Source organism: Robinsoniella peoriensis (assembly GCF_000797495.1).
GTDB lineage: Bacteria > Bacillota > Clostridia > Lachnospirales > Lachnospiraceae > Robinsoniella > Robinsoniella peoriensis.
In genome coordinates, this window is sequence record NZ_JTGN01000026.1 from 14,571 (window position 1) to 40,718 (window position 26,148).

At 42.3% G+C, this 26,148-nt stretch carries 5 protein-coding genes; all 5 read right to left on the reverse strand.

Annotated features, from left to right (window positions below; all coding sequences use genetic code 11):
- Nucleotides 1-143 precede the first annotated feature (143 nt).
- The 5 genes from QR40_RS30495 to QR40_RS28935 all read right to left on the reverse strand — a co-directional run bounded on the left by QR40_RS30495 (nt 144) and on the right by QR40_RS28935 (nt 26,062).
- Nucleotides 144-2,933, reverse strand: a complete 2,790-nt coding sequence (locus tag QR40_RS30495) for a glycoside hydrolase family 76 protein (protein WP_052431119.1) — start codon at nt 2,931-2,933, stop codon at nt 144-146.
- Between the two features lie 19 nt (nt 2,934-2,952).
- Nucleotides 2,953-8,943 (reverse strand): glycoside hydrolase family 2 TIM barrel-domain containing protein, encoded by a 5,991-nt coding sequence (locus QR40_RS28920; RefSeq protein ID WP_052431120.1) that lies wholly within the window; start codon nt 8,941-8,943, stop codon nt 2,953-2,955.
- Nucleotides 8,944-8,975: 32 nt separating this feature from the next.
- Nucleotides 8,976-13,865 carry a glycoside hydrolase family 2 gene (locus QR40_RS30500; protein ID WP_052431121.1) on the reverse strand — a complete coding sequence of 1,630 codons (4,890 nt, stop codon included), beginning with the start codon at nt 13,863-13,865 and terminating at the stop codon, nt 8,976-8,978.
- Nucleotides 13,866-14,016: 151 nt separating this feature from the next.
- A complete protein-coding gene (locus tag QR40_RS32770) occupies nt 14,017-19,677 on the reverse strand; it encodes a glycosyl hydrolase family 28 protein (RefSeq protein ID WP_044297868.1) in 5,661 nt (1,886 codons plus the stop codon).
- 334 nt (nt 19,678-20,011) lie between these two features.
- Complete coding sequence (locus QR40_RS28935) at nt 20,012-26,062, reverse strand: glycoside hydrolase family 97 N-terminal domain-containing protein (RefSeq protein ID WP_044297869.1); 6,051 nt, start codon at nt 26,060-26,062, stop codon at nt 20,012-20,014.
- Nucleotides 26,063-26,148 lie beyond the last annotated feature (86 nt).

Here is a 26,148-nt window from a genome sequence, read left to right on the forward strand (position 1 = left end):
ATATAAAAATAGTTACTTTTATAAACAATTATATCAACATTTTTCACAAATTAAATATATTTTTCTTTTCACTATCATCAAATTTCTTTTATACAGCTTAATTATATACATTTCTTTGTGAATTTTATACAATTTTGATACCATCATGATAAGAGCGTTGAACTCTTCTGGCCTTTTTTCATGAACTTGCTTTTGTATGATTTAAGTTTTGATCTTGGAACCATGATAACCGCCTTGCCATAGATGCCTTTCAATGCGTTTTTTCCGACACTCTTTATCACTTTGGAATAAATGGTTATTTTTTTCAGTTCCTTATCATTATAAAATGCCCCAGTTCCAATCTTTTTTACATTCTTGCCGATCGTCACTGTTTTAAGCTTCTTATTGCCCTTAAATGCATACTTACCAATTTCAGTTACTTTATATTTGTAGTTACCAACCTTGACTGTATCCAAAACCTTAACTGTTTTCAATGTATTCTTCACTGGTTTGGTAAGGCTCACAGTTCCGCTCCTGATGGATGCGTTCAATACTTTGAATTTGTAATTTCCGACTATATAAGTTCTTCCTTTTTTCGCAACAATTACAAAACTCTTCGTGACGCTTCCCTTATAGCTGCCCCGTCCGGTGATGGTAAGCTGAGCAATACCGGGGTATTTATTATTCTTATAAAAAACAGAGTAATCCACATCTTGTTTCAGAACTTTACTTCCATCTTTTATCGTAACGGATGGTTTTAAAACACATCCGGTATGGGTTTGTGCTTTCATGCTGCTAATGGACAATTTTGATATTTCTTTCTGTACAATCGGCGGTGTTAACGGCTCTACCGGCGGTGTTAACGGCTCTACCGGCGGTGTTAACGGCTCTGCCGGCGGCTTTACAGGCACCAATGCATTCCTTGCGTCTGCCAGTGCAATCCTTGCTGACTCTAACTGTTCCTTTGTTGCATTTACATTAATTACTGCCGTGTGTGCCGCTGTCAGTGCAGTTCTTAAAGCAGCCCAGCTGTCTGCTGTGTAATCCTCCTCTGTCAATCCATTTACCTCTATAATAACATTCTGCAGGGCTAATATTGCCTCTTCCATCTCTTTAGAAGAATCTTCTCCTGAACCCAGCTTTGCAATTGCCTGTATCACTTCATTCAGCTTACTTACATTTGTAACCGTTGTCTTATCTGGTAGAGAATCATAGGCTGCATATACTGCATTCGCACGAAGCTCATCATTTTCAGTTACTGCGTCAGCATCCGGAAGCCGATCAATCAGGTTTATTACGGTTTTCTGCGCCTCAGACCCGGTCAAATAAAACTGTACATAGTCGATATTCGGTGCATCCGCACCATTTATCCCTCCAAGAACAATGGTATTTACTCCAACCTCCAGCTTTACTTCCACAATTGCCGGAGCAGCGTTCGTTTTCGTCTCATTTGATCCTTTACAGCTTACCGTAGCCTTCGTTCCGTTTGCAGAAACCTGCATATACCCAGAATCATCGGCTACATAATAGATTCTCATCGCAATTGTACGTGCCGAATCGGAGCTCATCGTCAGGATCACAGTTCCGTTTTCCGCTCCACCCATATTTCCGACAAACTGCCCGCCAGAGCAATCCTCGGAGTATGACGGCACAGCGCTTCCCGAAAGCAGCCCGGCCTCCGCTTCCACGGTAAACATATCCGGATCAGGGATCGTTCTAACTGTTTCTGCAGATGCATTCAGGATCCATGCAACTGCTGCGGAGCAGCCCCATGCTGTATGGTTCCTTATGCCGTCTATTTTTTCCAGTTCTTCTTGACCTTTATCGTTTATTATTGTTTTAGCTTGATACTCTTGAATATTTTCAGCCGTCTGTTCCGTGAAATCTGTCCACATCAAGCCATCGCTGTTACGTTTCCTCCATGTGGATAATGCATTATCCTGCATCCAGGAATCATATGCTGTAATACCTGTTTCTCTTGCCAGATAACCCAGCCAACGCCCCAGTATACCTTTGAATGCTAACGAATCTGCATCACCTTTACTGGATTCTCTGCTCATTACATTGCCCTTGATCTCATCTCCCATTTTTGCTGCTGTATACGCTGCTGCCTTTTTAGCACGCTCCAGATATTTGACGTCTCCGGTATATTCATACAGCATGGTATTCGCTCCGATAAAGGTACCCTGATTATAAGTGAATTTCCAACCAGTTACCTTGCCATCCTTATCCATATTGTCTAATACAGCACCATCATCTCCAATCAGATGATCGCTTACCCAATCGATCATGAAGATGGCTTTGTCGTAGTATTCCGTTAGTCCGGTAGCTTCTGCCAACAGACAGGCTGCGATAGCTCCCGGACCATTTACGCAGGCATTTTTTTGTCCTTTGTCTGTAGTCCACCAAATACCGCCGCCTAAAGTATCGTCTGCCGAACGATTATAGCACAAAGAAAAGTTTTCAAGCGCAACATCCAGATATTTTTCTTCCCCAGTCAGAAGATATGCCCTTGCGGAACCGATAACCATCCACATAATATCGTCGTTATAGCTATTGCCTGCCCAGTTCCTGCCTTTCATGTCTATAAATCCATCAAAATACCGGCTCATTACATCCTCATATTTCTGATCACCAAAACGTTCATATGCGTCAACCATTGTTTCGAACATCTCGGCACTCTTCCAGAAATCATTATATCTACCTGCCGATTTACGGTTTCTCACCCTTCCCAGTCCATTGAATTCTTCATAATAAAACATTTCCAGGAAATTGTCATAAGCTTTTCTGGCACTGATGGGTTCATTGGGATCACTCTCATTAAGATCCCCTGGGGATACTGCAGTTACTGCTTGTGCAACCGCAGCATCTGACAATATCGCCAGCATTGTACCTAACAGTATGGCAAAAACAAATGCAAGCAATTTGGGAGTTATTCTTTTTCTTACTGCCATTTTTCTCTCCCACCCCTTACTATTTAATAGTTACAGTATTCTTCTGGCCCTTTTTAATAAATATTTTCCGATATGATTTCAGTTTGGATTTTGGAACCTTGATAATCGCTTTTCCATTAATACCTTTTAATGCGTTTTTACCAACACCCTTGATCACCTTGGAGTTTACCGTTATTTTTTTCAGCAATTTTGCGTTATAAAATGCCGATGAACCAATCTTTTTCACATTCTTGCCGATGGTTACTGTTTTAAGCTTCTTACTGCCCTTAAATGCATTCTTGCCAATTTCGGTTACTTTATATTTGTAGTTACCGATCTTTACCGAATCTGGAACCTTGACCGTTTTGAGTGTATTCTTAAGCGGTCTGCTAAGGCTCACCGTTCTGATCTTGGTGGATGCACTCAATAATTTGTATTTGTAATTTCCAACTGTATAAGTTCTTCCTTTTTTCGCCAGAATTACAAAAGTCTTCGTAACACTTCCCTTATAACTGGCCCTTCCGGTGATAATGATCTGGGCAGTTCCTGGATTTTTGTTATTCTTATAATAAACGGTATAATCCACATCCTGCTTCAGTACTTTACTTCCATCCTTTATCGTTACTAACGGTTTTAATGCAGCGCCGCTATGCGTTTGTGCCTTAATGCTTCCAATTGTCAGTTTTGATAATTCTTTCTGTACAACAGACGGTGTTACCGGCTTCCTGGTAAGACCTTGGATTGCTGCCTTCAACGCCGCTGCTGCCGCATCCACTTCTTTCTGGCTGGCTTTTTCCGACAGGACAGCTGCCGCTGCCAGTGCATTTTTAAAGGTTCTTACACTTTCGTCTGTATACTGCTTCAATGCTTCAGCAGAGATAGCATTGGCTTGCTCTATTACTTCATTTAACAACTTCATAACAGCAACTTCCGATCCCGGATTCTTAAACTCTTCCAGTCTCGCTTCTGCATCAGTCAGCTTCTTCAGGGCTTCTGGCTTAACCAGCAGCTTCTGCGCATCAGTCAGTTTCTCATATGCAGCACGTGCAGCAGTTATTTCTGCCTCTTTCTCCTCTGTAATCTCTTCTCCAATTGCTTCTATTGCTTTCACTACTGTATCTGCAGCTTCCTGATCCAGGAATCCCTGCATAAAGGCTTCTGCGTCAAGAAGCATCTTGTATGCTTCCTCAGAAACCAGCTTCTTCTCTTCCTCTGTCAGCGCGTCATACTTCCCACGGATCTCCTGAACGATACTAAGCTGCTCATAATCGTCAACAGTATCAAGCTGGCTCATGATCAAATCCTCTACCTCTGATGCCCCTGTGTAATCCGTCCTTGTCAATACAATCTTAACAAGTGATGGAGCATTGGCGTCAGGATTTCCAAATACCAGTGTATTTTTTCCCTTGTTAAAAAATACTTTTGGGGCAGTAATTACCGAAGCTGCACCTGGGTTATTCCAGCTATTTCCCTCCGGACAGGTTACTCTGACTGCATTGCCGGTATCACCGTTTATAGTGATAACAAAATCTCGGATATTTACTCCTACTGCACCGCTGCTATTTGCTTTGCTCAGATAATAAATGTCCAGGTTCCAGGTTGCTGCCACGTCGGCTGTGAACTCAAAAGTAACGGTACCTTCCTCACCTGTTGCATCATTACCATGACCAATCCACCCCACATATCCCTGACCAGGCGCAAAATTTTCTGCTGCCTGACCACCCAGTATTCCATCTCCATCTGCCTGCAGAACCGTTCCCGCAACTACATCTCGATATGGTCTTGTCAATTCTGTCAAATTCTCGCTTGCAGTTCTCTCATAAGGAATCATCGTATATTCATAAGTATAGGTACTATCGGTTTTATACTTATATTCATCATGAGTGTCACCGCCACAGCTGGCATTTCCGGTTCCCTCCGAACCAAAGTTAATGGAAACAATGGTTTCTTTGCGTTTCGTCAGTTCATATGGATGTTTTGCATCGGTCATATCATCCGGGGTGAAATGAAGGGCAGTTGCTTCTACCGTATTTGCTGCAGCGAATACCATCGCATATTCTCTTGTACTGTCAGTAACTGTGAACCACTTCGTATCTGTTAATGTGCCGGTATCCTGTGTCTCAACATACGGATAAAACAGTTCAGAAGCTGTAGTGGCATATTTACCGATTGTTGCACCTGATTTTCTGTCATACATTGTTTCAATAGCCTTGTTATCAAATCCATTACCATAGTAAGTTACATCTTCATAACCTTCGGGCAAAATAAGATTTGCACCAAAACGTTTAAATCTCTTCTGGTTTGTCATTGTTGCATCCACTGTGGAAGTTATCGTAACTGCACCGCTGCCATCAATCGTATATATTACTGTTTCTTTTAGATTTGCTATGTTGTCAAACGTAAGATTCGTAGTAATCACCTGCTGACCGTCGCCGTTCTTTGTTACTGTTACTTCGCTTAGAGTAATCTTATCGTCTGCTTTCCGCCAATCTCCAATATCATTTTTGTCATTGTTGGTCAGCGCCCGCCAGAAGTTCGGTCGTGGTCCCTGATCTAACAATAACTCACCCTTGTAGGTATAACTTTCCATAATGCCGGTTTTTTTATCTAACTTAAAGCTGAATTCCTTTCCAGTTACTGTAATTTCGTCAGTTCCTGACTGGTCTATCTTTACCTCTTCTGTAGAAATTTTCTTTACTGCCCTCTGTACAGTAACCGGAATCTGTAACTGTTCATGTGCAATTTCATAACCTGTAAATGCCCACTCTGTATCAGTTTTCAGACGCACAGACAAATTTAGATAATACTCTGCTCCCGCTTTCTTAACGGACGGAAGATCTTCCAGGTACGGTATCGTAATGTCCATGTTCTCTCTGCCTGCCACATCTACAGTCATCGTACCGGTTCCAATTTCCTCATCGTCTTCCATCAGGCTCCATACAAGATCATATTCGTTCAGGTTAGCAAAGCTTGATTCATTATAAAGTTCTACGATACCATCCTTAAGCTTTGTATCTGTAGATGTGAACCAGAAATTCTGATACTGATACTTAACTTCATAAAGTTCAGGCTGGGGATCTCTGTCCGGAGATAGTAAACCATTTACACAGAAAGAACCTTTATTGGGCTTGTCACCCCAGTCACCTCCGTAACCGAAATAAGATGTTTCAGCCACTTCTTTGTATAGGTTTGTATGAGCATTTTCCTCAGTATATGGATTATAAACACCTGATGTGTCAGTCTCCACTGAAGAATAATCAATCCAAGCAACTACGTCATCAGAATTAGCTATAATTGTCGGATCATTGCTGTTTTGCTTTTTGATTTCATCTGCGGAAAGTGCTCTGTTGTATACGCGTGCTGCTGCTATCTCTCCGTCAAAATCGTAAGAAGAATCCTTATCCGGTGCATAACCAATTGCCAAACCATAGTCACCATCGTTAATCTGTGCATTTGTTGTGCCTTTACCTATTTCATTACCGTCACAATAGAAAATCACATTACCTTTGTCATAGGTTATTGCAACCTGATGCCAGTTATTCAACCAGTTATCCGGTGTGTCCACCAGCACTTCATTCCAATTACCGTTATAAGCAAAGAATTCCAGTTTTGTATTATCCTTATTAATCTTAAGGGCTAACTGCTTATCTCCTCTTGCCATTAACACCTGATTTGCGTCATTGCTTGTCGGCTTACAAATCACCTCCATGGTAAAGGATTTGTTGCTTCCGGACAATGCATCACTGTAAACAGAACTGTTTGGCATAAGAGTGTATCCTGTCACACTTTTTGACGAAACGGAGGTCCCCGGATTCGAATTAATTTTTAATGCATTTAACTTGCCTTCCAGTGCATTTTTGCTTGAATCCTTTACTGTATACTGAACTGGAAGACTGATGAATCTTGACTGATCTACCCAATCCCATATAAATCCACCAAGGAGGTTAGGAGCGCTTCGAAAAGCATCCCAATATTCTTTTATGTTACCAACTGCATTCCCCATGGCATGGTTATACTCACATTGGATATACGGGAACATGTTTCCATCCTTAGCCTTATCAAACACTTCCCAGACACGTTTATACATGGTGCCGTAGATATCCACACCATTTTCATCAAAACAACTCTCGTTATGAACCGGTCTTGTTAGATCATTATTTTTAAAATACCAGATTAAATCATAAAACATGCCATCTGCATAATTTTTGGAATCCGTTTTATAGTAATTCTCATTACCAATAGACCAGAACAGAACGGATGACCTGTTCTTCAAACGATTAAATGCAGTAATGGTACGATCCATAACCATTTTCTTGAACAGTTTCTGGGCTTCTCCATTTCCTTTATTTGTTTCCGAAATTTTTGTTGCCGGGTCATTCATAAGGTCATGGGCTTCAATATTAGTCTCAGCCATTACATAAAGACCATATTTGTCACACAAATAATAAAGATATTCATCATTGCTATAGTGTCCGGTACGGATTGCATTTACATTAAACTTCTTCATAAGTGAAATATCTTCCCACATCACATCCTGGGGAACATGTTTGCCATAAACCGGATCCGTATCATGACGGTTCACCCCTTTTAGATAGAATGGTTTTCCATTAATGAGCATTTGCTGAAAATCCTTCCGGTCTATATTCAGCTTACCATTGTCGTCTACCGTTGCTCTTGTAAATTTAATCTCACGGAATCCCAGCTGCTGTGAAATACTCTCGATATAATTACCTGTCTTCCTGTTATATAGTGTTAAAACCATTGTATACAGATTCGGATTCTCACAAGACCAGAGCTTCGGCTCATAAATCGTCTTTATTTCAGACTTCGTGAGAGTTGTTTTCGTTCCGTCAGGGCTTGCAGCATTAATTCCATCAAAGGAAATAGTAAAGTCCTGCATAAACGGTGATCCGTCTGCATCAAACAGCTGTACATCCACTGCATAATCGGTAACCTTTGTGTCACTGCTGTTACCCAATGTAACATCCAGTTCCAGATTTGCATTTGTATAATTGTCAGTTAGATCTGTACGTACAAAATAATCATTGATATGTACTAATGGGGTAGAATATAAATAAATATCACGGAAAATACCACCGTCATATATCATATCCTGATCCTCGAACCAAGTTCCATCACAGAATTTATGAACTTTTACTGCTAGCAGATTTTCTTTTCCATCGTTTGTGAGATAATCTGTGATATCAAAGCTGTGCGGGCTGTAGGAATCCTCACTGTAACCAACTTCCTGCCCATTCAAATATACATAGTATGCTGCTTCTACTCCCTGGAAAGAAATATAAACCCTTCCATTGTCTGCAAGCATTGTATCATTCAGATCAAACGTTTTTCTGTACAAACCTACCGGATTGTAATTTGTCGGCGCTAATGGAACTTTGACATTTTTGTCATAATCCGTCTGAAAGGGCATGTCTGTATTTGTGTAAATAGAGAAGTCAAATCCATAATAGGTCCAGCTGTAGGGGAGGATCAGATTTTTTTTCCAGTCCTTTTCAGTATTTACCGTGTAATCCTCCTTATAAAAGTTCTCGTAATCGTTTCCCTGTGCCTGATCCTGGTTCTGCAGAACCACAAGATCCCAGTCATTTTCCTCTGTACCAGTCAAAAACTGTACATAGTCTGAAGCATCTCTATCATAGTCTCTGGCTCCTGCTATCGCAGCCTCAACAGAATGATATGGTACTGATGTCGTAGAACCTGCTGTTGCAGACTGCACATTTATGCCATAAACATCAACTCCTTTTACCTGCTTACCAAACTTATCCGTATACTCTGTTCCCATCCACTCCTGATGAGTAAACTTTTCTTTTTTGTTTACACTTGCATCTTTTACCGGAGTGAGCGGTGGTAACGTGTCTATAGTCCACGGATCATTATCTCTTGTTACATTTCCCGCCGCTTTTACTATCATTGGCGAAAAGTCCCACTGGGCACCCGGAAGTCCGGTAATGATTACTCCAACCGCCAACACAAATGCCAGTGTTCTGGATATAATCTTTTTTAACTGCATATTTCTTCCCCCTAATATAGCTTAATTTACGGTTACTTTTTAATAACCACTGTTTCCTTCTGGCCTTTCTTCGCAAATCTGCTCTGGTATGATTTCAGTTTGGATTTCGGAACCTTGATGACTGCTTTTCCATTGATACCTTTCAATGCATTTTTACCGACACTCTTGATCACCTTGGAGTTTACCGTTATTTTTTTCAGCAGCTTAGCGTTATAGAATGCCGATGAACCAATCTTCTTTACATTCTTGCCAATGGTTACTGTTTTAAGCTTCTTATTACCCTTAAATGCATTCTTGCCAATTTCAGTTATTTTATATTTGTAGTTACCGATCTTAACCGTATCCGAAACCTTGACTGTCTTGAGTATATTTTTCACCGGTTTTGTAAGGCTCACCGTTCCGCTCCTGGTGGATGCACTCAATACTTTGTATTTATAATTTCCGACTGTATACGTTTTTCCTTTTTTCGCCGTAATCACAAAAGTCTTTGTTACGCTTCCCTTATAGCTGCCCCGACCAGTGATGATGATCTGGGCCGTCCCTGGATTTTTGTTATTCTTATAATAAACGGTGTAATCCACATCCTGCTTCAGTACTTTACTGCCATCTTTTATCGCCACTAACGGTTTTAATACAGATCCTGTATGGGTTTGTGCCTTCATATTGTCAATTGATAGTTTTGATATATCTTTCTGTACAACAGACGGCGATACCGGCTTTTTAACGAGACCTTTGATTGCTGCCTGCAATGCTGCTGCTGCCGCATCTGCTTCTTTCTGTCCGGCTTTTTCCGATAGGCTAACTGCAGCTGCCAGTACACGCTTAAAGGCTCTTACACTTTCGTCCGTATACTGCTTTAGTTCTTCCTCAGAGATAGTATTAGCACGCGCAATTGCATCTTTCAGCGCCTTCCTGTCAACAACAACTTCCGGCTCTGCTGCCACAAGTGCTTCTACCGCAGCTTTAATCGCTGCTATTGCATCATTCACTTCCTGTTGTGTTGCATCCTTATTTTCTGCCACAGCCTTTCCTTCATTGACGGCTGCTTCTAAAGCTGCCCAACTGTCTGATGTGTAGTCCTCATCTGTATACCCTCCATCTTTGATTGCTTTGATCACTGCATTAAGAGCTTCTTTTGCCGACTCAACATCAGGATTTGTTGGCAAGATATTTCCTGTCTCTTCTGCTTCTGACTGCGTCAGTTCGACATTAAAGAAGTCAACATACGGTGCATACTCACTTCCTTCTACTCCGGCGAAAACAATTTCATTTATGCCGGCCTGCAATGGAATATCCAGTCTTATAGGATCCTCACCGATATCAAAATATGCTCCGGTAAGCGGTACATCCAGCACCTGTACAACTACACCATTCACACTAACTTTTAACTTGCTGCCAAACTGTGAACAATAATATATTCTCAGTTTACGTTTTCCTGCATTTTTACAGATCACCTCATAGGTCGCTGTCCCGTCAACTTTATCCCCATCATTCTTAATAATTGCATAAATAAATGTTTGCCCTTGCTGCTCTACTTTATATTCTTTTGCACCTCCTGCAAATGTTCCGGACTCTCCCTCAATCTTGTGCATGATCATGCCTTCACCCGGATTATCATCTGGTTCATCTTTATTATTCGGCGGCTTTATGTCCATATTATAGCTACCCACTATAATACGATCCAGATTCGGTGCGTAAGCAGATGTATTTCCAACAACGATGGTGTTGTCTCCCGCCTTCAAATCCACGGACAGAGATACTTTTTTAATAGTTGTTGTCCAGTCTGTATTATTGCCCGGGCAGGAAACCTGCTGTATGGGACCATCATTGACAGTAACTTCAAAATTACGATCGCTCTGGGTAATGTAGTAAATCTCCATCGTGGTGCTTCCTGCTAATGCTGCATTAACATTAAATGTAAGCTTATTGCCGCTTCCATTGCCGATATTTCCTACGTACTGGCCACCAGAACAGGACGAACCAGTGCTTATACTGCAGGATCCGCCAAGCGCTGCTTTCTCTGCTTCAAAACTCTTACTGGAGATCTGGTTGAGATCTGGATAGTCAGATCCAAATATATCAATCTCATGTATAGAAGCATTTCCGCCATTGTTTGATCCGGTCACTTCAATCTTTACATAGCGGCCAGAAACATTTACACTATCCGGGACATAGCCTGTAACACTGTTGTTACTGCGGTCAATAATCTCTGTATAGCCTGAATCTTTATTATCGCTGACATAAATTTTATACTTATATTGTCTGCTTCCACTGTTTGTAAACCAGGAAATACCAATCATACGCATATCTGTCTTAGCACCAAGGTCAATCGTATATGTCTGTGGATAGTTAGAAGAATTTGCCGCCCATCGGGTATCGTCTTTTCCATCCACTGCATGATTCATAAGATTGACTGCACCTGGCTTATTCTCTTCTGAACTTGCCGTCACCGTTTTATGAAGTGCCAGACTCTGGGGAATGAAAGTATAAAAGTCCGTGTTTGACTCATCTTCAGACATAGCAGCCAGTATCATACCCGCTTCTACATCACCTGATTCCTGATAAATAAGCATTCCATCCATATATTTATAGACGCCTATCGCTGCATTTACATCTGATGAAATCACTTCCCTGATCGTACTTGCATCCAATGTCTGCGGTAGCTGGATCGTCTTATTATTGGCATTGATACGCAGTACATCTGACTGTATATCTGTCGCATCACTCTTGGCACGTAACCACGTCACGGTATCTGTATAGATCTCATCGCCCTTATTCGCTACAAGGTAAGCAACATTTTCGCTCTTGTTCAGGATAACATTCTCCCAGACGAATACATTTGTCTGAGTCAGCTGCTCCTGTGTCAGCGTTCCAATTTCTTCACCATTCATATACAAGGTTGCGCTGTCACAGTTGGAGTATACTTTCACCTGAATAGATGCCTTTTCTCTCTTAGTAAATCTTCGGCTGGTAATATAAGCAACGGGGTCATTACTCCAATCAGCCTTGTACAGATAAAAAACGTCCTTCTTTGTCTCACGGTCAAAGGTTACCATACCCTTAGTATTAATACCCTGCAGACCACCCTCGTTACGGCCGTCTGACCCAAAGTCAAACATATTCCAATAGTAGGTTCCCCATAGATATTCACGTGCATTGATATCCCTAAGGAATTTCTCATTAGATTCCATCTGGTATTCCTCAGACTGGAAACTCCCGGCATTCTTGGTAGGATTTTCCGTGTGATGATTAATGCTGGAACCAATACCATATTCAGAAACACCCATCGGACGTGTTGGTTCAGATTTGTGCAGATCGTCATAGGTGCTGCCCAACTGTTCATTTGTCCCAAAATACCAGCCGGGATAACGGTTCCATGCCTGAAGATCACTCGGCCATTTTTCCGCCTGATTTTTATCTGTTGCCTGTACCGTGAGACGCCCTGATGTATCTTCCTTCTTGGCAAGTTCATTCAGTTCATTCATGAAGGATTGCATAACCTTATCTTCCTCCGAGTCTTTAGATCCTACTCTTACTTCATTTTGCAGACCCCAAAAGCAGATAGATGGACGGTTGATGTTCTGACGAATCATTTCCACCATCTGCTGCTTTGTCACATCAAAGAAACTTTCTCTATCACTATCAGGATTACTGTAACTACCACTTCCCCCAATTTCATTAACGAAAGGAATTTCCGCCCAGACTACAATGCCATACTTGTCACATAATTCATAAAAATATGGATCATGCGGATAGTGAGCGAGACGGATAGTGTTAGCGCCTATCTCATAAATCATAGCGAAGTCCGTATCATGATCTTCTTTTAAAAGTGCATTGCCCTTACCATCTTTATCCTGATGGCGGCAAACACCACGCAGAGGATAGGATTCACCATTCAGGAAGAACCCTTTATCATAATCCACTTTAAAGAAGCGGAATCCTACATAGTCTGTAAGGCTGTCTACCTCTTTTCCATCTACTATAACGGTCAGATCTACCTGATAGCGGTATGGGTCCTCTTTACCATTCCACAGCCTCGGATCTTTAACTATAATGTCTTTGGAAAACTCCTGTTCCTTTCCAGCATCAATACGAAACTCCTGTTCTACAGTCGCAATAGTCTCCGTACCTGTCATAGACGCTACATCAAACAGGGGTTCAATCCCATCCACTTCCTCAAACATCTCCGGCTCTCTCAAAACAGCTTTTACCTTAACTGTTTTTATCTGACTGGAATTGTTGACAATCGTGGATTTTACACTTAGATTTGCGCTGGATTTCGAGACATTGCCAGTTGTCAGTTTTAATCCCGAAGAAGCATAGTCCATCGTGTTTACATGAACATCTTCTGTTAATACCAGAGATACATCTCTGTAAATTCCGCCATAAAATGTAAAGTCAGCCGAAAGCGGTGCAATATCTTTCACTTTTTCATTATTTACTTTTACCGCAAGGACATTGTCCTTATCCGGTTTCATATGCTCAGTAATATCATATCGGAATGCAGTATAACCGCCCTTATGTGTGCCTACTTTATCACCATTTACATACACATCTGACTGCATGTTAACGCCAAGGAACTCTATGTAGATCCTTTTGTTGTTGTATGCAGAATCCCAGCCAAGTTTCTTGCGATACCATCCATCACCTCTGTAATAGCTGCCGCCATCCGCTCCATCCTCTGCATTCCATGTATGCGGAATGTTCACGTCCTCCCAGCGGGAATCATCGAAATTTGTGTTCTGTGCATTACTAACGCTGGATTTTTGGAACTTCCAGCCACTTCCAATGTCAATTTTCTGACGACCTGTCTCTGCCGCATTTGCAACAGTTGTGTATGACAACAAAGACAACACTATACCTAACAGCATGGCAAGAACAATTGCAATCACTTTTTGAGAAAATCTTTTTCTAACTGTCATTTTCAACCCTCCTATAAAATATGCTACCCACTGATTCATTTTAGCCTTTCAACTAATCTACAACTGAAGTTAAACTGACGGATAGGAAAAAACGGGAGAAAGCTTATCGTTCTCTCCCGCCTCAGATTTATCGCATCAACAACTAATCTCTCTATTTTTTAATAACTACCGTATTCTTCTGGCCTTTTTTCGCAAATCTGCTCTGGTATGATTTCAGTTTGGATTTCGGAACCTTGATGGCTGCTCTGGCGTGGATACCTTTCAATGCATTTTTACCGACACTCTTAATCACCTTGGAGTATATGGTTATTTTTTTCAGTGCCTTATCGTTATAAAATGCCGCTGTTCCAATTTTTTTCACATTCTTACCGATGGTCACTGTTTTAAGCTTATTATTTCGCTTAAATGCACTCTTGCCAATTTCGGTCACTTTATATCTGTAGTTACCGATCTTTACCGTATCTGGAACCTTGACCGTTTTTAATGTATTCTTCACCGGTTTAGTCAGACTCACCGTTCCGCTCTTGGTGGATGCGCTTAATACTTTGTATTTGTAATTTCCTACTGTATAAGTTCTTCCTTTTTTCGCCAGTATCACAAATGTCTTCGTCAAGCTTCCCTTATAAGTACCCTTTCCTGTGATAATGATCTGAGCAGTTCCTGGATTTTTGTTATTCTTATAATAAACCGTGTAATCTACATCCTGTTTCAGTACTTTACTGCCATCTTTTATGGATATTATCGGTTTTAAAGAAGATCCGGTATGGGTTTGTGCCTTAATGCTGCCAATTGACAGTTTTGATATTTCTTTCTGTACAACCGGCGGTGTTACTGGTTTCTTAACAAGACCTTTCATTGCTGCCTGCAATGCCGCTGCTGCTGCATCTACTTCTTTCTGGCTGGCTTTTTCCGACAGGCCAGCTGCCGCTGCCAGTGCATTTTTAAAGGTTCTTACACTTTCGTCTGTATACTGCTTCAGTGCCTCAGCAGAGATAGCATTGGCTTGTGCTATTGCATCTTTCAGTGCCTTCCTGTCAACAACAACTTCCGGCTTCACTGCCACAAGTGCTTCTGCCGCTGCCTCGATTGCTGCGATTGCATCATTCAATTCCTGCTTAGTAGCATTCACATCTGCTGCTACAGCTCTTCCTGCATTCACGGCTGCTTTTAATACTGCCCAGCTTTCTGTTGTGTAGTCAGCTTCTTCTAATAATTCTGTGGATGTAATTACTGCTGCAAGTGCTTCTTTTGCTGCTGTAATTTCAGGATCTACTCCACCTGCTTTTCTGACCTCAATGTAGTCCACGTTCGGTCCATATTCAATGCCAACTCCAGTAAGAACAATCGTATTTATTCCCTTATCCAGGTTAACTTTGACTTCTATCGGTTTTGCAGCTGGTACATCCCAACCACCTGTTACCGGGCAATTTACTGAATTTTCAGTTCCATTCACCTGTACAGCCAACGGACGTGATGCTGACGTACAATGGACAATTGCTACTATGTATTCACCAGCTTCATCAGCTGCTACTTTGAATGCTGCGGCTCCCTTGCTCGTTCCACCAATATTTCCCACACGTTGTCCGCCTGAGCAAGCCGCTGCCGATGATATAGAAGCACCACCGGAAAGTTCTCCTGTCTCTACTTCAATCTTGACTCCTGTCGGTCTCGCAAGCCCTTCCATTGCGCTTTTTAGTTTTGCCACAGCGTCTTTCTTTTCTTCTAAACTTGCGTTTGCTGCATTTTTCGCTGCCGCATAAGCATCAGAAAATGATTTCCAGCTATTTGCTGTATAATAGTCTTCCTTGTCTTCGTATGTTTTTGCTTTCTTCAATACTGATTCAAGATCTTTCTGAATTACTGCAGCCTCGTCTATTTCACCTGCAATATGGAATACTAAACGCTCCCCATCTTCGTTGGCGAATTTCTCTGCAACCGGTATTGCCAGTTCCTGGGTTCCTGTAGCATCATACAGCTTCAGATTGCCGCTTGCATCACACTTAACTATCGCACCTTCATAAATGTCTTTGTCAATTGAGAGACTATTCTCACTCTTTAAAGACTGTATAAGGCTGTAATTCAGCGCTGTTGCACTCTCACCGTAACCAATCACACCTGAAAGCACCGGATTCTCCAGTACATTTTCGCCGTTCTCAAATACAATTCCGTAAAGAATTTTATTTGCATTGCCATCTTCCATCTTTGCACCTGAGTAATCAGAATATGAATATTCTTTACGAACATCCTTGGTCATCAGCACGTTCTGGCAATTCTCTAAGGTTACATTGTCTGCCCAACGCATCGTATATGCCCACCCTACTGGGTCTCCCATTCCATCATGTTCCGGATATCCGCTTCCGATACCTCCCGGTAATCCCGGAACTGAAGTGTATCCACCAGGCATTTCCATGTACACATTCTTGAAAAGTACATTGGTAATACGATGTTTGTTAACATCCGTATTTCCTCTTGACGGGTTAAGTCCTACCAGCATGGAAGCATGCTCTATCTCATTCTTGTGGCTAAATGGTGGTTCCATGGCATTACTAAAATTCATATCCTCTACAACCACGTTATTAATAAAGCCCAGATGCTTTTCCAGTCCGCTGTTTGCCCTTTGACGATCACCTACCATGAAAGCAATCGAGTTATCCACATCAATCATGTCGATACGTTTGAACGTAATATTCTCTATTTCAGAACCGTCTACTGCCTGCAGGGTGATACCGGACATTCCTACGTTCTTAATTACTATATCCTCACAAGTATAATTCTTAAAATCATCATAAGAGTCTGTACCAAATTTGATACCGTTACAATAAGACTGTAAAGACGTATTTCTCATATCGCAATTGATACTTGGAAACGCATTTCCACTCTTTGGACAGAACGCATCATCACCTGCTATGATATGGCAGTTCTCAATTGTAATGTTACTGCAGTTAACCGGGTCAATACCATCGCGGTTGGGTGCAATATGGTTTGTGATTGCAATGTTGCGAAATGTCATATTGGTACTCTCATATGGCACCAGGGTCCAGTGCGGACTGTTTATAATGTTGATATTCTCAACATGAAAATCATTTGAAGATGTCAGATATAATGCACACGGACGCTGATTCCCCGGATCATTTTCATTGAAACCATAAAATCCATTGCCGTCAAGAGTTCCACCACCGTTAATACGGAAGTTTTCCGTCCCCTCAATAGAACGGATAATACCACAGCCGAGCTGATGGTTTCCGTTATATCCAACTATTCCATTATATTTCGGCTGGAAATGGATATATTCGTTACGGTCCATCTTTGCAAAGATTTTTGCGGATGCATCAATAAACAAAGTCATGTCGCTTTGCATGGTAATCTGTCCGCAGTAGAAAGTGCCATTCTCAAGCAGCACGGTCCCTCCGGTGTAGGCGGCTGCCCTGATTGCTTCATCAATCGCTTCTGTATCATCAGTGATTCCGTCGCCTACTGCACCATAATCCTTTACGTCAAATATTTCTCCCGCTTTAAGCCCTCTTGCCAGAGAAGCACTATCATATACCCTTACGTTATCAACGTAAAGTACATTCTGCTCTTCTACAACATAAGATACGGAAGCAACATCATCTGCATCGCTTACAAATGCTGCCCGGCTGCATCTCTTTGCACCGTCAATATAAAAATCATAACGGTTGGTATATGTATTCAGCACCAGCTTTATCTGATACCAGTTTCCTGCAGGATAATAGTTGTTAGCAATTTCCTGGCTGCAGATGTATTCCCAGTTTTCTCCGTTACTGATAAAGAAGCTGTTGCGGTATGCAGCAACCTTAATCACATCATTCCCCTTACTGTCACGGACTACCGGAACAGTTACCCAGGTATTTTCCATTGGTTTTACCTTTGCTTCGATAGTTACGTCACCGGTAAGTGCTCCAAAACTACGGGTTGCCTCTACCTTGGAATCTCTGTTTTCAATCTGCAGGCTCTTATCGGAGGCAAAGGGAACTTCTGAAACCGCAGCATAGGTTACGTTAGAAACTGTCCAGTTTTCAGGATTTGCAGTACCGGTTGCTTCACTGTTAAAGTTGTCTTCTACAGCAAAGATTTCTGTATCATCATGCATAAGCAGGTTATCAACTTGCAATATACCTGAGCCTGAGGACCATGTGATGGTTTTAATGTTTTTCGCATCGCTGTCACTAAATGGGGCATTCTGCACCTTGCGCATATGATCAACCCAGACCTCGTAGGTTCCCTTATCAATATCCACGAGCATTTTGATAATATACCAGGTGTCCCTGGTATAAGCCATAACTTCCTCATCACCTGCCCTGATGTAACCGTCGGTGCCGAAGGTCAGCTCCACAGCCGTCTTGCCGTCTGCCGATTTCATAACAGGGATAGACATCGCCGTATCATCTGTGGAAGATCTTACCTTTCCTTCGTATACGACTTTTCCGGTAATCGCTTCGTCAAAGGTCTTGACCAGTTCGCCATCTGCCTCGATGATCGGGTAACGGTTCAGATTCTCGGCATCATCAATGATGGTAACCGTCTGTTCCGGACCGTAAATCTCCATCTCGCTAAGCTGTATCGCATTCTTTTCCAGGGTGTTGGAATATCCAACCAATCGGACATAACGCGCTTTAGTCTCATCAAAAGTAATGGTATTGGTACTTTCATTCCCAGTTGGGGCATCCGCCGGGTCAAACAGATATTCTGTTTTCTCTTTTACGGTAGTAAAATTCTTACCGTCAGTGCTGACCTGCACTTCGAACTCCTGCGTTCTCGGAGCCCAAGTAGAAATTCCTTTCTTCCTAAGTTTTAACGTTACTTTATTTACTTTACAAAGTGCCTGCAAGTCAATCGTCAGTTCCGCTGCCGGAAACTCGTCCCCAATTGGCTGACTCTGCCAATAGGTATCGATATTTCCATCCACAACACTGGCGTTGGTATTGCCGGCGTGGTTTACTTTATAGGAAGCTCCAAATGCCATATTGTCACTTTCAGAATAAAATTTCGTCTCACCGCCGCTTCCCAGCTGGCTTAACAAGACATTACTTCCGGTGTAACCGGCAGGGACATCCTCGGATTCATCAAAATTGAATACATCATTTAGATAGTAACGGTAGTTTTGATCCGCTAAATTCTGAGCAGGCTTTTCGCCTTCCTCTACAACAGCATTATGTGTCAGAGCATTAGACACCGCTTCCCCATTTTGCGGCAATACCATATAAAATACATTGTTGCCTGAACCATTATACTTATTCATTGTAACCAGACCTGCGGGGTAGGACCTCTTTGCCAGCCAGAATTCATTACCATTATTAAGCTTCAGAGTTCCGTCTGTCTTTGTAAAACCAGCCAGAGAACTTGGTACGCTGCTTTGTGCGGTATCAATTGCCGCATAAATCTCAATATCCTGTTCCGCATAAAAATGATGATCCCTACTCGGCTGGTTTTTGATACGGTTTAAAATGTAATCACAGCCGATAAACTTATCAGGCATGTCCTGGATCTCATAATCGGACTCTGCATAGTTCGTCACATCACTCTTTGTCGGGTCCGGATCAATCGTATAAATGCAAGTTCCTTTCTGCAGATTAGTTTCCGTACGGAACCAGCTGGCATCCCAACTACTTGTGGAATACCGGGTAATACTTGGTACCGGAGGTGCCTCGTCAATTACACTTGTCGCAGCGCGGGCGGCGGTTAAATCCCCCAATTCAGTAGTGGAATCAGTTGCTGCCACCGTAATCCCCGGTGTCGAAGATACGATTACGGCTAAGGACAACACGGTTGCACAGACTCTTCTTTTGAACATTTTTCTTATTCCTCCTCTTCCCAAAGTTTCTAATTTATTAATAAAAAAACAATTGACATACGACCCAAAATGTGCGGCCGCTCTTGCAATATATTAGATGCTGTGAATCTCATTTATTGTGATTCCGAGAGATGATCTTAATTTAATTATAGTTGTTGATTTACATAAGTAAAAGCGGATTATTTGGGGATTCTTAGCATATTTTTAACATCTTCTATGAATCCAATCCCAGGTAGTATTTCAGAAAGTAATAAACTCCAGTAGGTGTCAAGTCCGTTATAAAACCGACTTATGATGAGAGCGTGCTGTAAAATACAACACGCTCCATTTTTCTTTACTTTTTAATAACTACTGTACTCTTCTGGCCTTTTTTGGCAAATCTGCTCTGATATGATTTCAGTTTGGATTTCGGTACCTTGATGACTGCTCTGGCATGGATACCTTTCAATGCATTTTTACCGACACTCTTAATCACTTTGGAGTATACGGTTATTGTTTTCAGTGCCTTATCGTTATAAAATGCTGCTGTTCCAATCTTTTTCACATTCTTTCCGATCTTCACTGTTTTAAGCTTATTATTTCGCTTAAATGCACTCTTGCCAATTTCGGTTACTTTATATCTGTAGTTACCGATCTTTACCGTATCCGGAACCTTAACCGTTTTTAATGTATTCTTCACTGGTTTGGTCAGACACACCGTTCCGCTCTTGGTGGATGCGCTTAATACTTTGTATTTGTAATTTCCTACTGTATAAGTTCTTCCTTTTTTCGCCAGTATCACAAATGTYTTCGTCAAGCTTCCCTTATAASTACCCTTTCCGGTGATAATGATCTGAGCAGTTCCTGGATTTTTGTTATTCTTATAATAAACCGTGTAATCCACATCCTGTTTCAGTACTTTACTGCCATCTTTTATGGATATTATCGGTTTTAAAGAAGATCCGGTATGGGTTTGTGCCTTAATGCTGCCAATTGACAGTTTTGATATTTCTTTCTGTACAACCGGCGGTGTTACTGGTTTCTTAACAAGACCTTTCATTGCTGCCTGCAATGCCGCTGTTGCTGCATCTACTTCTTTCTGGCTGGCTTTTTCCGCCAGTCCAGCTGCCGCTGCCAGTGCATTTTTAAAGGTTCTTACACTTTCGTCTGTATACTGCTTCAGTGCCTCAGCAGAGATAGCATTGGCTTGAGCTATTGCATCTTTCAGCGCTTTCCTGTCAACTACAACTTCCGGCTTCGCTGCCACAAGAGCTTCTAATGCTTCTGCTATTGCTGCTGTTGCATCATTCACTTCCTGCTGTGTAGCCTTCTCATCTGCTGCTGCATCTTTTGCTGCTTTCACGGCTGATGCTAATACCTTCCAGCTTTCTGACGTGTAATCTGCTTCTTTTAACGCTTCTGCTGTTGCGATTGCTTTGTTCAGCGCCGTCTTGTCAACTTCTTCCTGTGCCTGGGTATCAATTGCTACCGGTACCTTTACACCATTGTAAGTAAAATCACTGAATGTGATGTCAATGGCAGTGTCTYCACCACCSGACCCTGCATAGAATCCTACACAAAGATTTGCGCTTGCTGCCAGATTTGCATTCGTCGTCGTCTGGGATGTTCCTTTGTTGGTAATTACTGTCCAGGTTTCTCCATCGTAACTATAGCTACTGGTAAATGTATTTCCAGTTTTTTCAAGCTTCACGTAAACATCAACGCCATAGTCTTTATCCTCACAGTAAAATTCAGTGGTACGTCCTGAGGCTGTTGACATTACGCCAAATCCCTGGGGATGGCTGCCACCCAGCATGCCTGAGTGATGGCGTCGTCCTGCTGCTACCGACTGGCCGTTTGGATCTGCTTTGTCAAAGACTGTGATAAATCCACCCTGGTAATTCGCCTTAAGGCCGCCAGTCATCTTTGCTGTGATCGTAAAGTCCCTGTCACCTTCCGGTACGTCCATGGAGAACATATTTTCCCAGTTTCCTGCACCAAGTACTCCATTTTCTGTTGTTATTGTTGCCGAACCGGTATCTTTGATCATGACATTCTCATTCGCATTTAGGATTGACCATGTTTTTTCATCAAGAACATATCTAGCCGGGGTAACCGTTACTTTAATTTCTGCTTTTACTGTCTTGTCGTATGCAGAAGCTACCGTCACGGTCGTCTTTCCTTCTGCTACACCTCTGATTACTCCGCGGTCACTTACCGTTGCGATTGCTTCGTCTGCAGTACTCCATGCAACATCTTTGAATTCTGCATTTTCCGGACTGAGCGTTATTGCAACCTGATCCGATAAATGTCCTTTTTCTACTTTCACCTCTGCCGGCTCTGCAGCGATTGACTTAATACTGTCCATCTCTGCTGTGGGAACTGCACGCAACGCATATCCGCCGCCATAAAGTACATCTACCTCTAATACTGTTTCATTTGTAACATTCGGGATAATATCCATATCCACATCCCGTCTGCCATTTTCTCTGTAAAGCAATACTGTATACTCTTTGTTTTCGTCAAGACACTCTAATGGAACCTGCATAGTTCTTGGTTCTACACTGATGCCGGAGACATACCAGTTATTTCCGGTGCGTCTCGCTATGCTTACCTGCTCGCCAACGGCTCCGTCAACCAGTTTGGTTTCATCCCATTTTTTCGGATAGTTTTTATAGTAGGACATTCCTTCCGGAATACTTCTGTAAACATCCGGTGCAGATCCCATGCTGTGAATTCCGTCTTCCACCAGTGCTGTCAAAGCGAACTGGAATCCCATTGTCGTCTTATTGTAATCCTTGGATCTGATTTCTTCCGTAACCTCTGCAGGTCCGATTGCTGCCCGGATAAACGGAATCATGGTATACTGTTCCGCCGTAATTCCTCCTGCTTCCTGTCCACGGATCGCTTCACGTCCATATACGTTTGGCCAGGTACGGATTTCACCGGTCGGTTTATTTGCTCCGTGTACAAGAAGCATAAGTCCGTATTTCGCCGCATCTTTATACAAATCATCATATAACTGCATCCGGCCCTGGCCCTCGCCATCAAAGAAGTCCGGCTTAATTCCTACAATRCCTTCTTTTGCCCATTCAGAAAAGTGCCTGTCRCGTTCTTCCTGGGTATCAATATCGCTTACATGTACCCATGCCCACAGGCGAACTCCGTTTTCTTCCGCACACGCYTTTACTTCCGGCCACCAGTCATACATGCCGCTGACGTTTCCACGTCCGCCCTTATTCCAGCCTTCGTCAAGAATATAATARTCCCATCCTATTTCTGCCCCGAACTTAATCCAGTTCAGATGTGTTTCCGCTTTTGACTGGTCACTGACTCCGCTTCCCCAGTTGGTTACCCATGACCAGGAAGATAATCCAGGATCTACCCAGGATTCAAAGTCGTATGTCTCATAATCTGCCGGGGTACTCAGGTTCTCAATCATTGTATTTTCTACAATGTCTGCCGGAGTACCTGTGATTGCCGCTCTCCATGGAGATTTAAATGGCGTGGTTGTCACTACATCCTTCGTCTGCTGTTTCGCAAATGATACATCCAGCATCCCGTTTTCTTTTACGGTAAACATMGAACCACAGTAACTTCCGTTCAGGTCCGCTTCTGAGAACAGCGTCCATACCCCGTCTTTTCCATATAAGAATGGCATAGAGGGAGTTGCATCCACTGCCAATCCTTCCGTTGTAGTTACCTGATACTGACTTTCATAGTTCCAGGTAGCTGAGGTATAGTTCATCCAATATACATCTGCTTCTTTTGGAAGCTGCAAGCCCGATACTTCATTACTGATCCTGATCTCTTGTTCCCCATCTGTGCGGACCGCATATCTGTAAGCGGTTCCGTCATCATATGCACGGATTACCAGGTCAAATTCCACAGAATCATTGTTTTTCACTGTAAATGTGAGCGTCTGCTCATTACAGTGGTCTGTATACTCATCACTTTTACCGGAAAGCACCTTATAGCTTTTGTTGATTTCTTTTACTTCTGAAGCTTTCTTAAATACAAGCCCTTTTGAAAAGTCGCCTAGACTGGTTACTAATCCAAGTGGTGATGTTCCAATATTTTGTACCTTGTTCTGTTCTGCACGATATTGAAGTACTCCACCTGTGATCATTTCAACTGCCATCTTTGTATTGCCATCCGGAGATGAGAGTTCCCATGTCTTTTCAACAATATCTCCAATCTGAATTGACAGATCGGCTGTTTTTGTAATACCGCCCACGGTTGCTGCAGCGGTAATTACGACTTTACCATTATGTACACCGGTAACAACACCATCTTTACTAACCGTTGCCACCTCTTCATCACTGCTTGTGTAAACTACTGAATCAAACTTTTTAATTTCATTTCCATCATAATCAGTACCTGCCAGGCTAAGTGCCTGCGTAGCCGCTATTTCCATTTTAGCTTCACCAGAAAGCACGACGGATGCTAATGCACTTGTATTTATACCCATCGGTACTGGTTGTCCACCGATTCTCAAATCAGAAAATGTAATGTTTGTAGGATTATTTTCACCGCCGTTTGCTGCGGCGATTGCTACATAAATATTTTCAGGATCAATCAGCCCGTTTCCCTTATCTACATACTCTGTATTTGTATTACTGTCAATAATCTGATTCCAGTCTTCTTTGTTGTCACTGTACTCCGCTGCATAGAAACCAGTGATTCTTCCGTTCTGCTTCTGCAGCTTCAGATAGAACTCATTGCCGATATCAGCAGCACCTTCATAATATTCGTTTGGTGAACCACCATTCTGCATAACACCCATGAGCATGCTTGTTCCATATTTTCCGCTAAGATATCCATGATATCTGCGAACCACGGCAACGGCATTTTCGCGGTTCTTTCCGCTTGCGATCATTAGATGAGCACCCTGATAGTTTGCTGTAAAATTCCCTTTGACTTTTACCGTAAAATCATAGTCTGTCTGGTTTGGAATCTTATAGTAAAGAATGTTTTTCATTCCCCCTGCAGTATCTACTGTTCCGCCTTCTGTTGTGATAGTTACGCTTCCATCCTCATTAACCACCAGATTTCCTTCTGTCGGATTTTCTATTTCCCATCCGGCATCCAGCACCATGTCTGGTTTTTCCGGCTCTACAGCTACAAGTGCCTCTATCGCTGCTGTTATTGATGCAATTGCCGCATTCACTTCCTGTTCTGTAGCATCTATATTTCCTGATACTGCTTTAGCATCATTCACTGCTGTTGCTAATATTTCCCAGCTTTCGGCTGTGTAATCTGCTTCTGCCAAATCTTCTGCGGATGTGATAGCATCATTCAGCGCCGTCTTGTCAACTTCCGGCTTCACTCTTTCGTTATACAGGCTTTGTACCTGCTCCGCCGTGAATGCTTTGTCATAAACCGAAATGCTGTCCATTGCACCTGTAAAATGAGTATCTGTACCTGACACATAAGGCAGGAATCCAAAGTAGTAATGATCCGGTGTGGCTCCATCTGTGGCAAAACCAAGTAAAGTCTTATCACTGGATTTACAAGTCCCTCGTTCCACTCCATCTACATAAAGCGTTCCGGTACCATTTTCATTTTCAACAAACGTAACCAACTGCCAGGTGTTCGTCAAATACGGGTTGCCGACACCCGCTACCTTGTGCCCGCCAGTGCTTCCGGATGCATTACGGTAGAATACCGTATCTCCGCTGGTGTTATTTCTTCCTATGATCTGAATACTTGCACCAAGATCACCTGCATCTGCATTTTGGCGTGAACCATAAGCGAACAAAGTGCTGCTGAACGTATCCTGAGCGGTTTTTACCCACATGGCAATCGTTGCTCCGTTTCCCTGTGCAAGGCTCTTCATCGGGTCGTTATCTCCCGGTGTATAAGTAATACCTGTCGCAGCATTATCTCCGCCTTCCGGGAATACTGCAATATCGTTTGAATCTTCATCGGTTTCAAAGATTACATTCTGAGCAGTCGCAATCGCTTCTTCACCATTTGCGATGCCAACTACACTTGTAACATTGTCAACTGTTTCAGTCTTGGAAAAATCAAATTCTAAGATTGGTCCAACCGACACGCTCTCAAATACTTCTTTTAGTGCTTGCGTTTCCTGTTCTGTTTCGTAAATAAGGTCCGTCTGTATATCATCCCGGACCTGTTCGTTTGCAAACGCCGGCATTACTGATCCTATCGATAGTTGAATCGATAACATCACTGCAACTGCAGCATTCACTTTTTTAAAGCCTGATCTCTTCTTTTTCCCCATACTTCCTCCTACTACAATATATTTATGGTTAATATCCCTTACAGCCAGTAAGGAATTATCCATCTTGTTGCTTAAGCTGTATAATGATGGAGCAATCGGTATAACGGATTCCTCCTTGGGCTTCGCGCCCGTACAAAAGTCTGTTAACCAGCTCCTCATTCGCAGCGTTCGTTTTATGCAGGTTGATCCACCTTCAGGGTGCGTTCGTGTCACACCACAGTAGATTGAATAGGCAATGAGTAAAA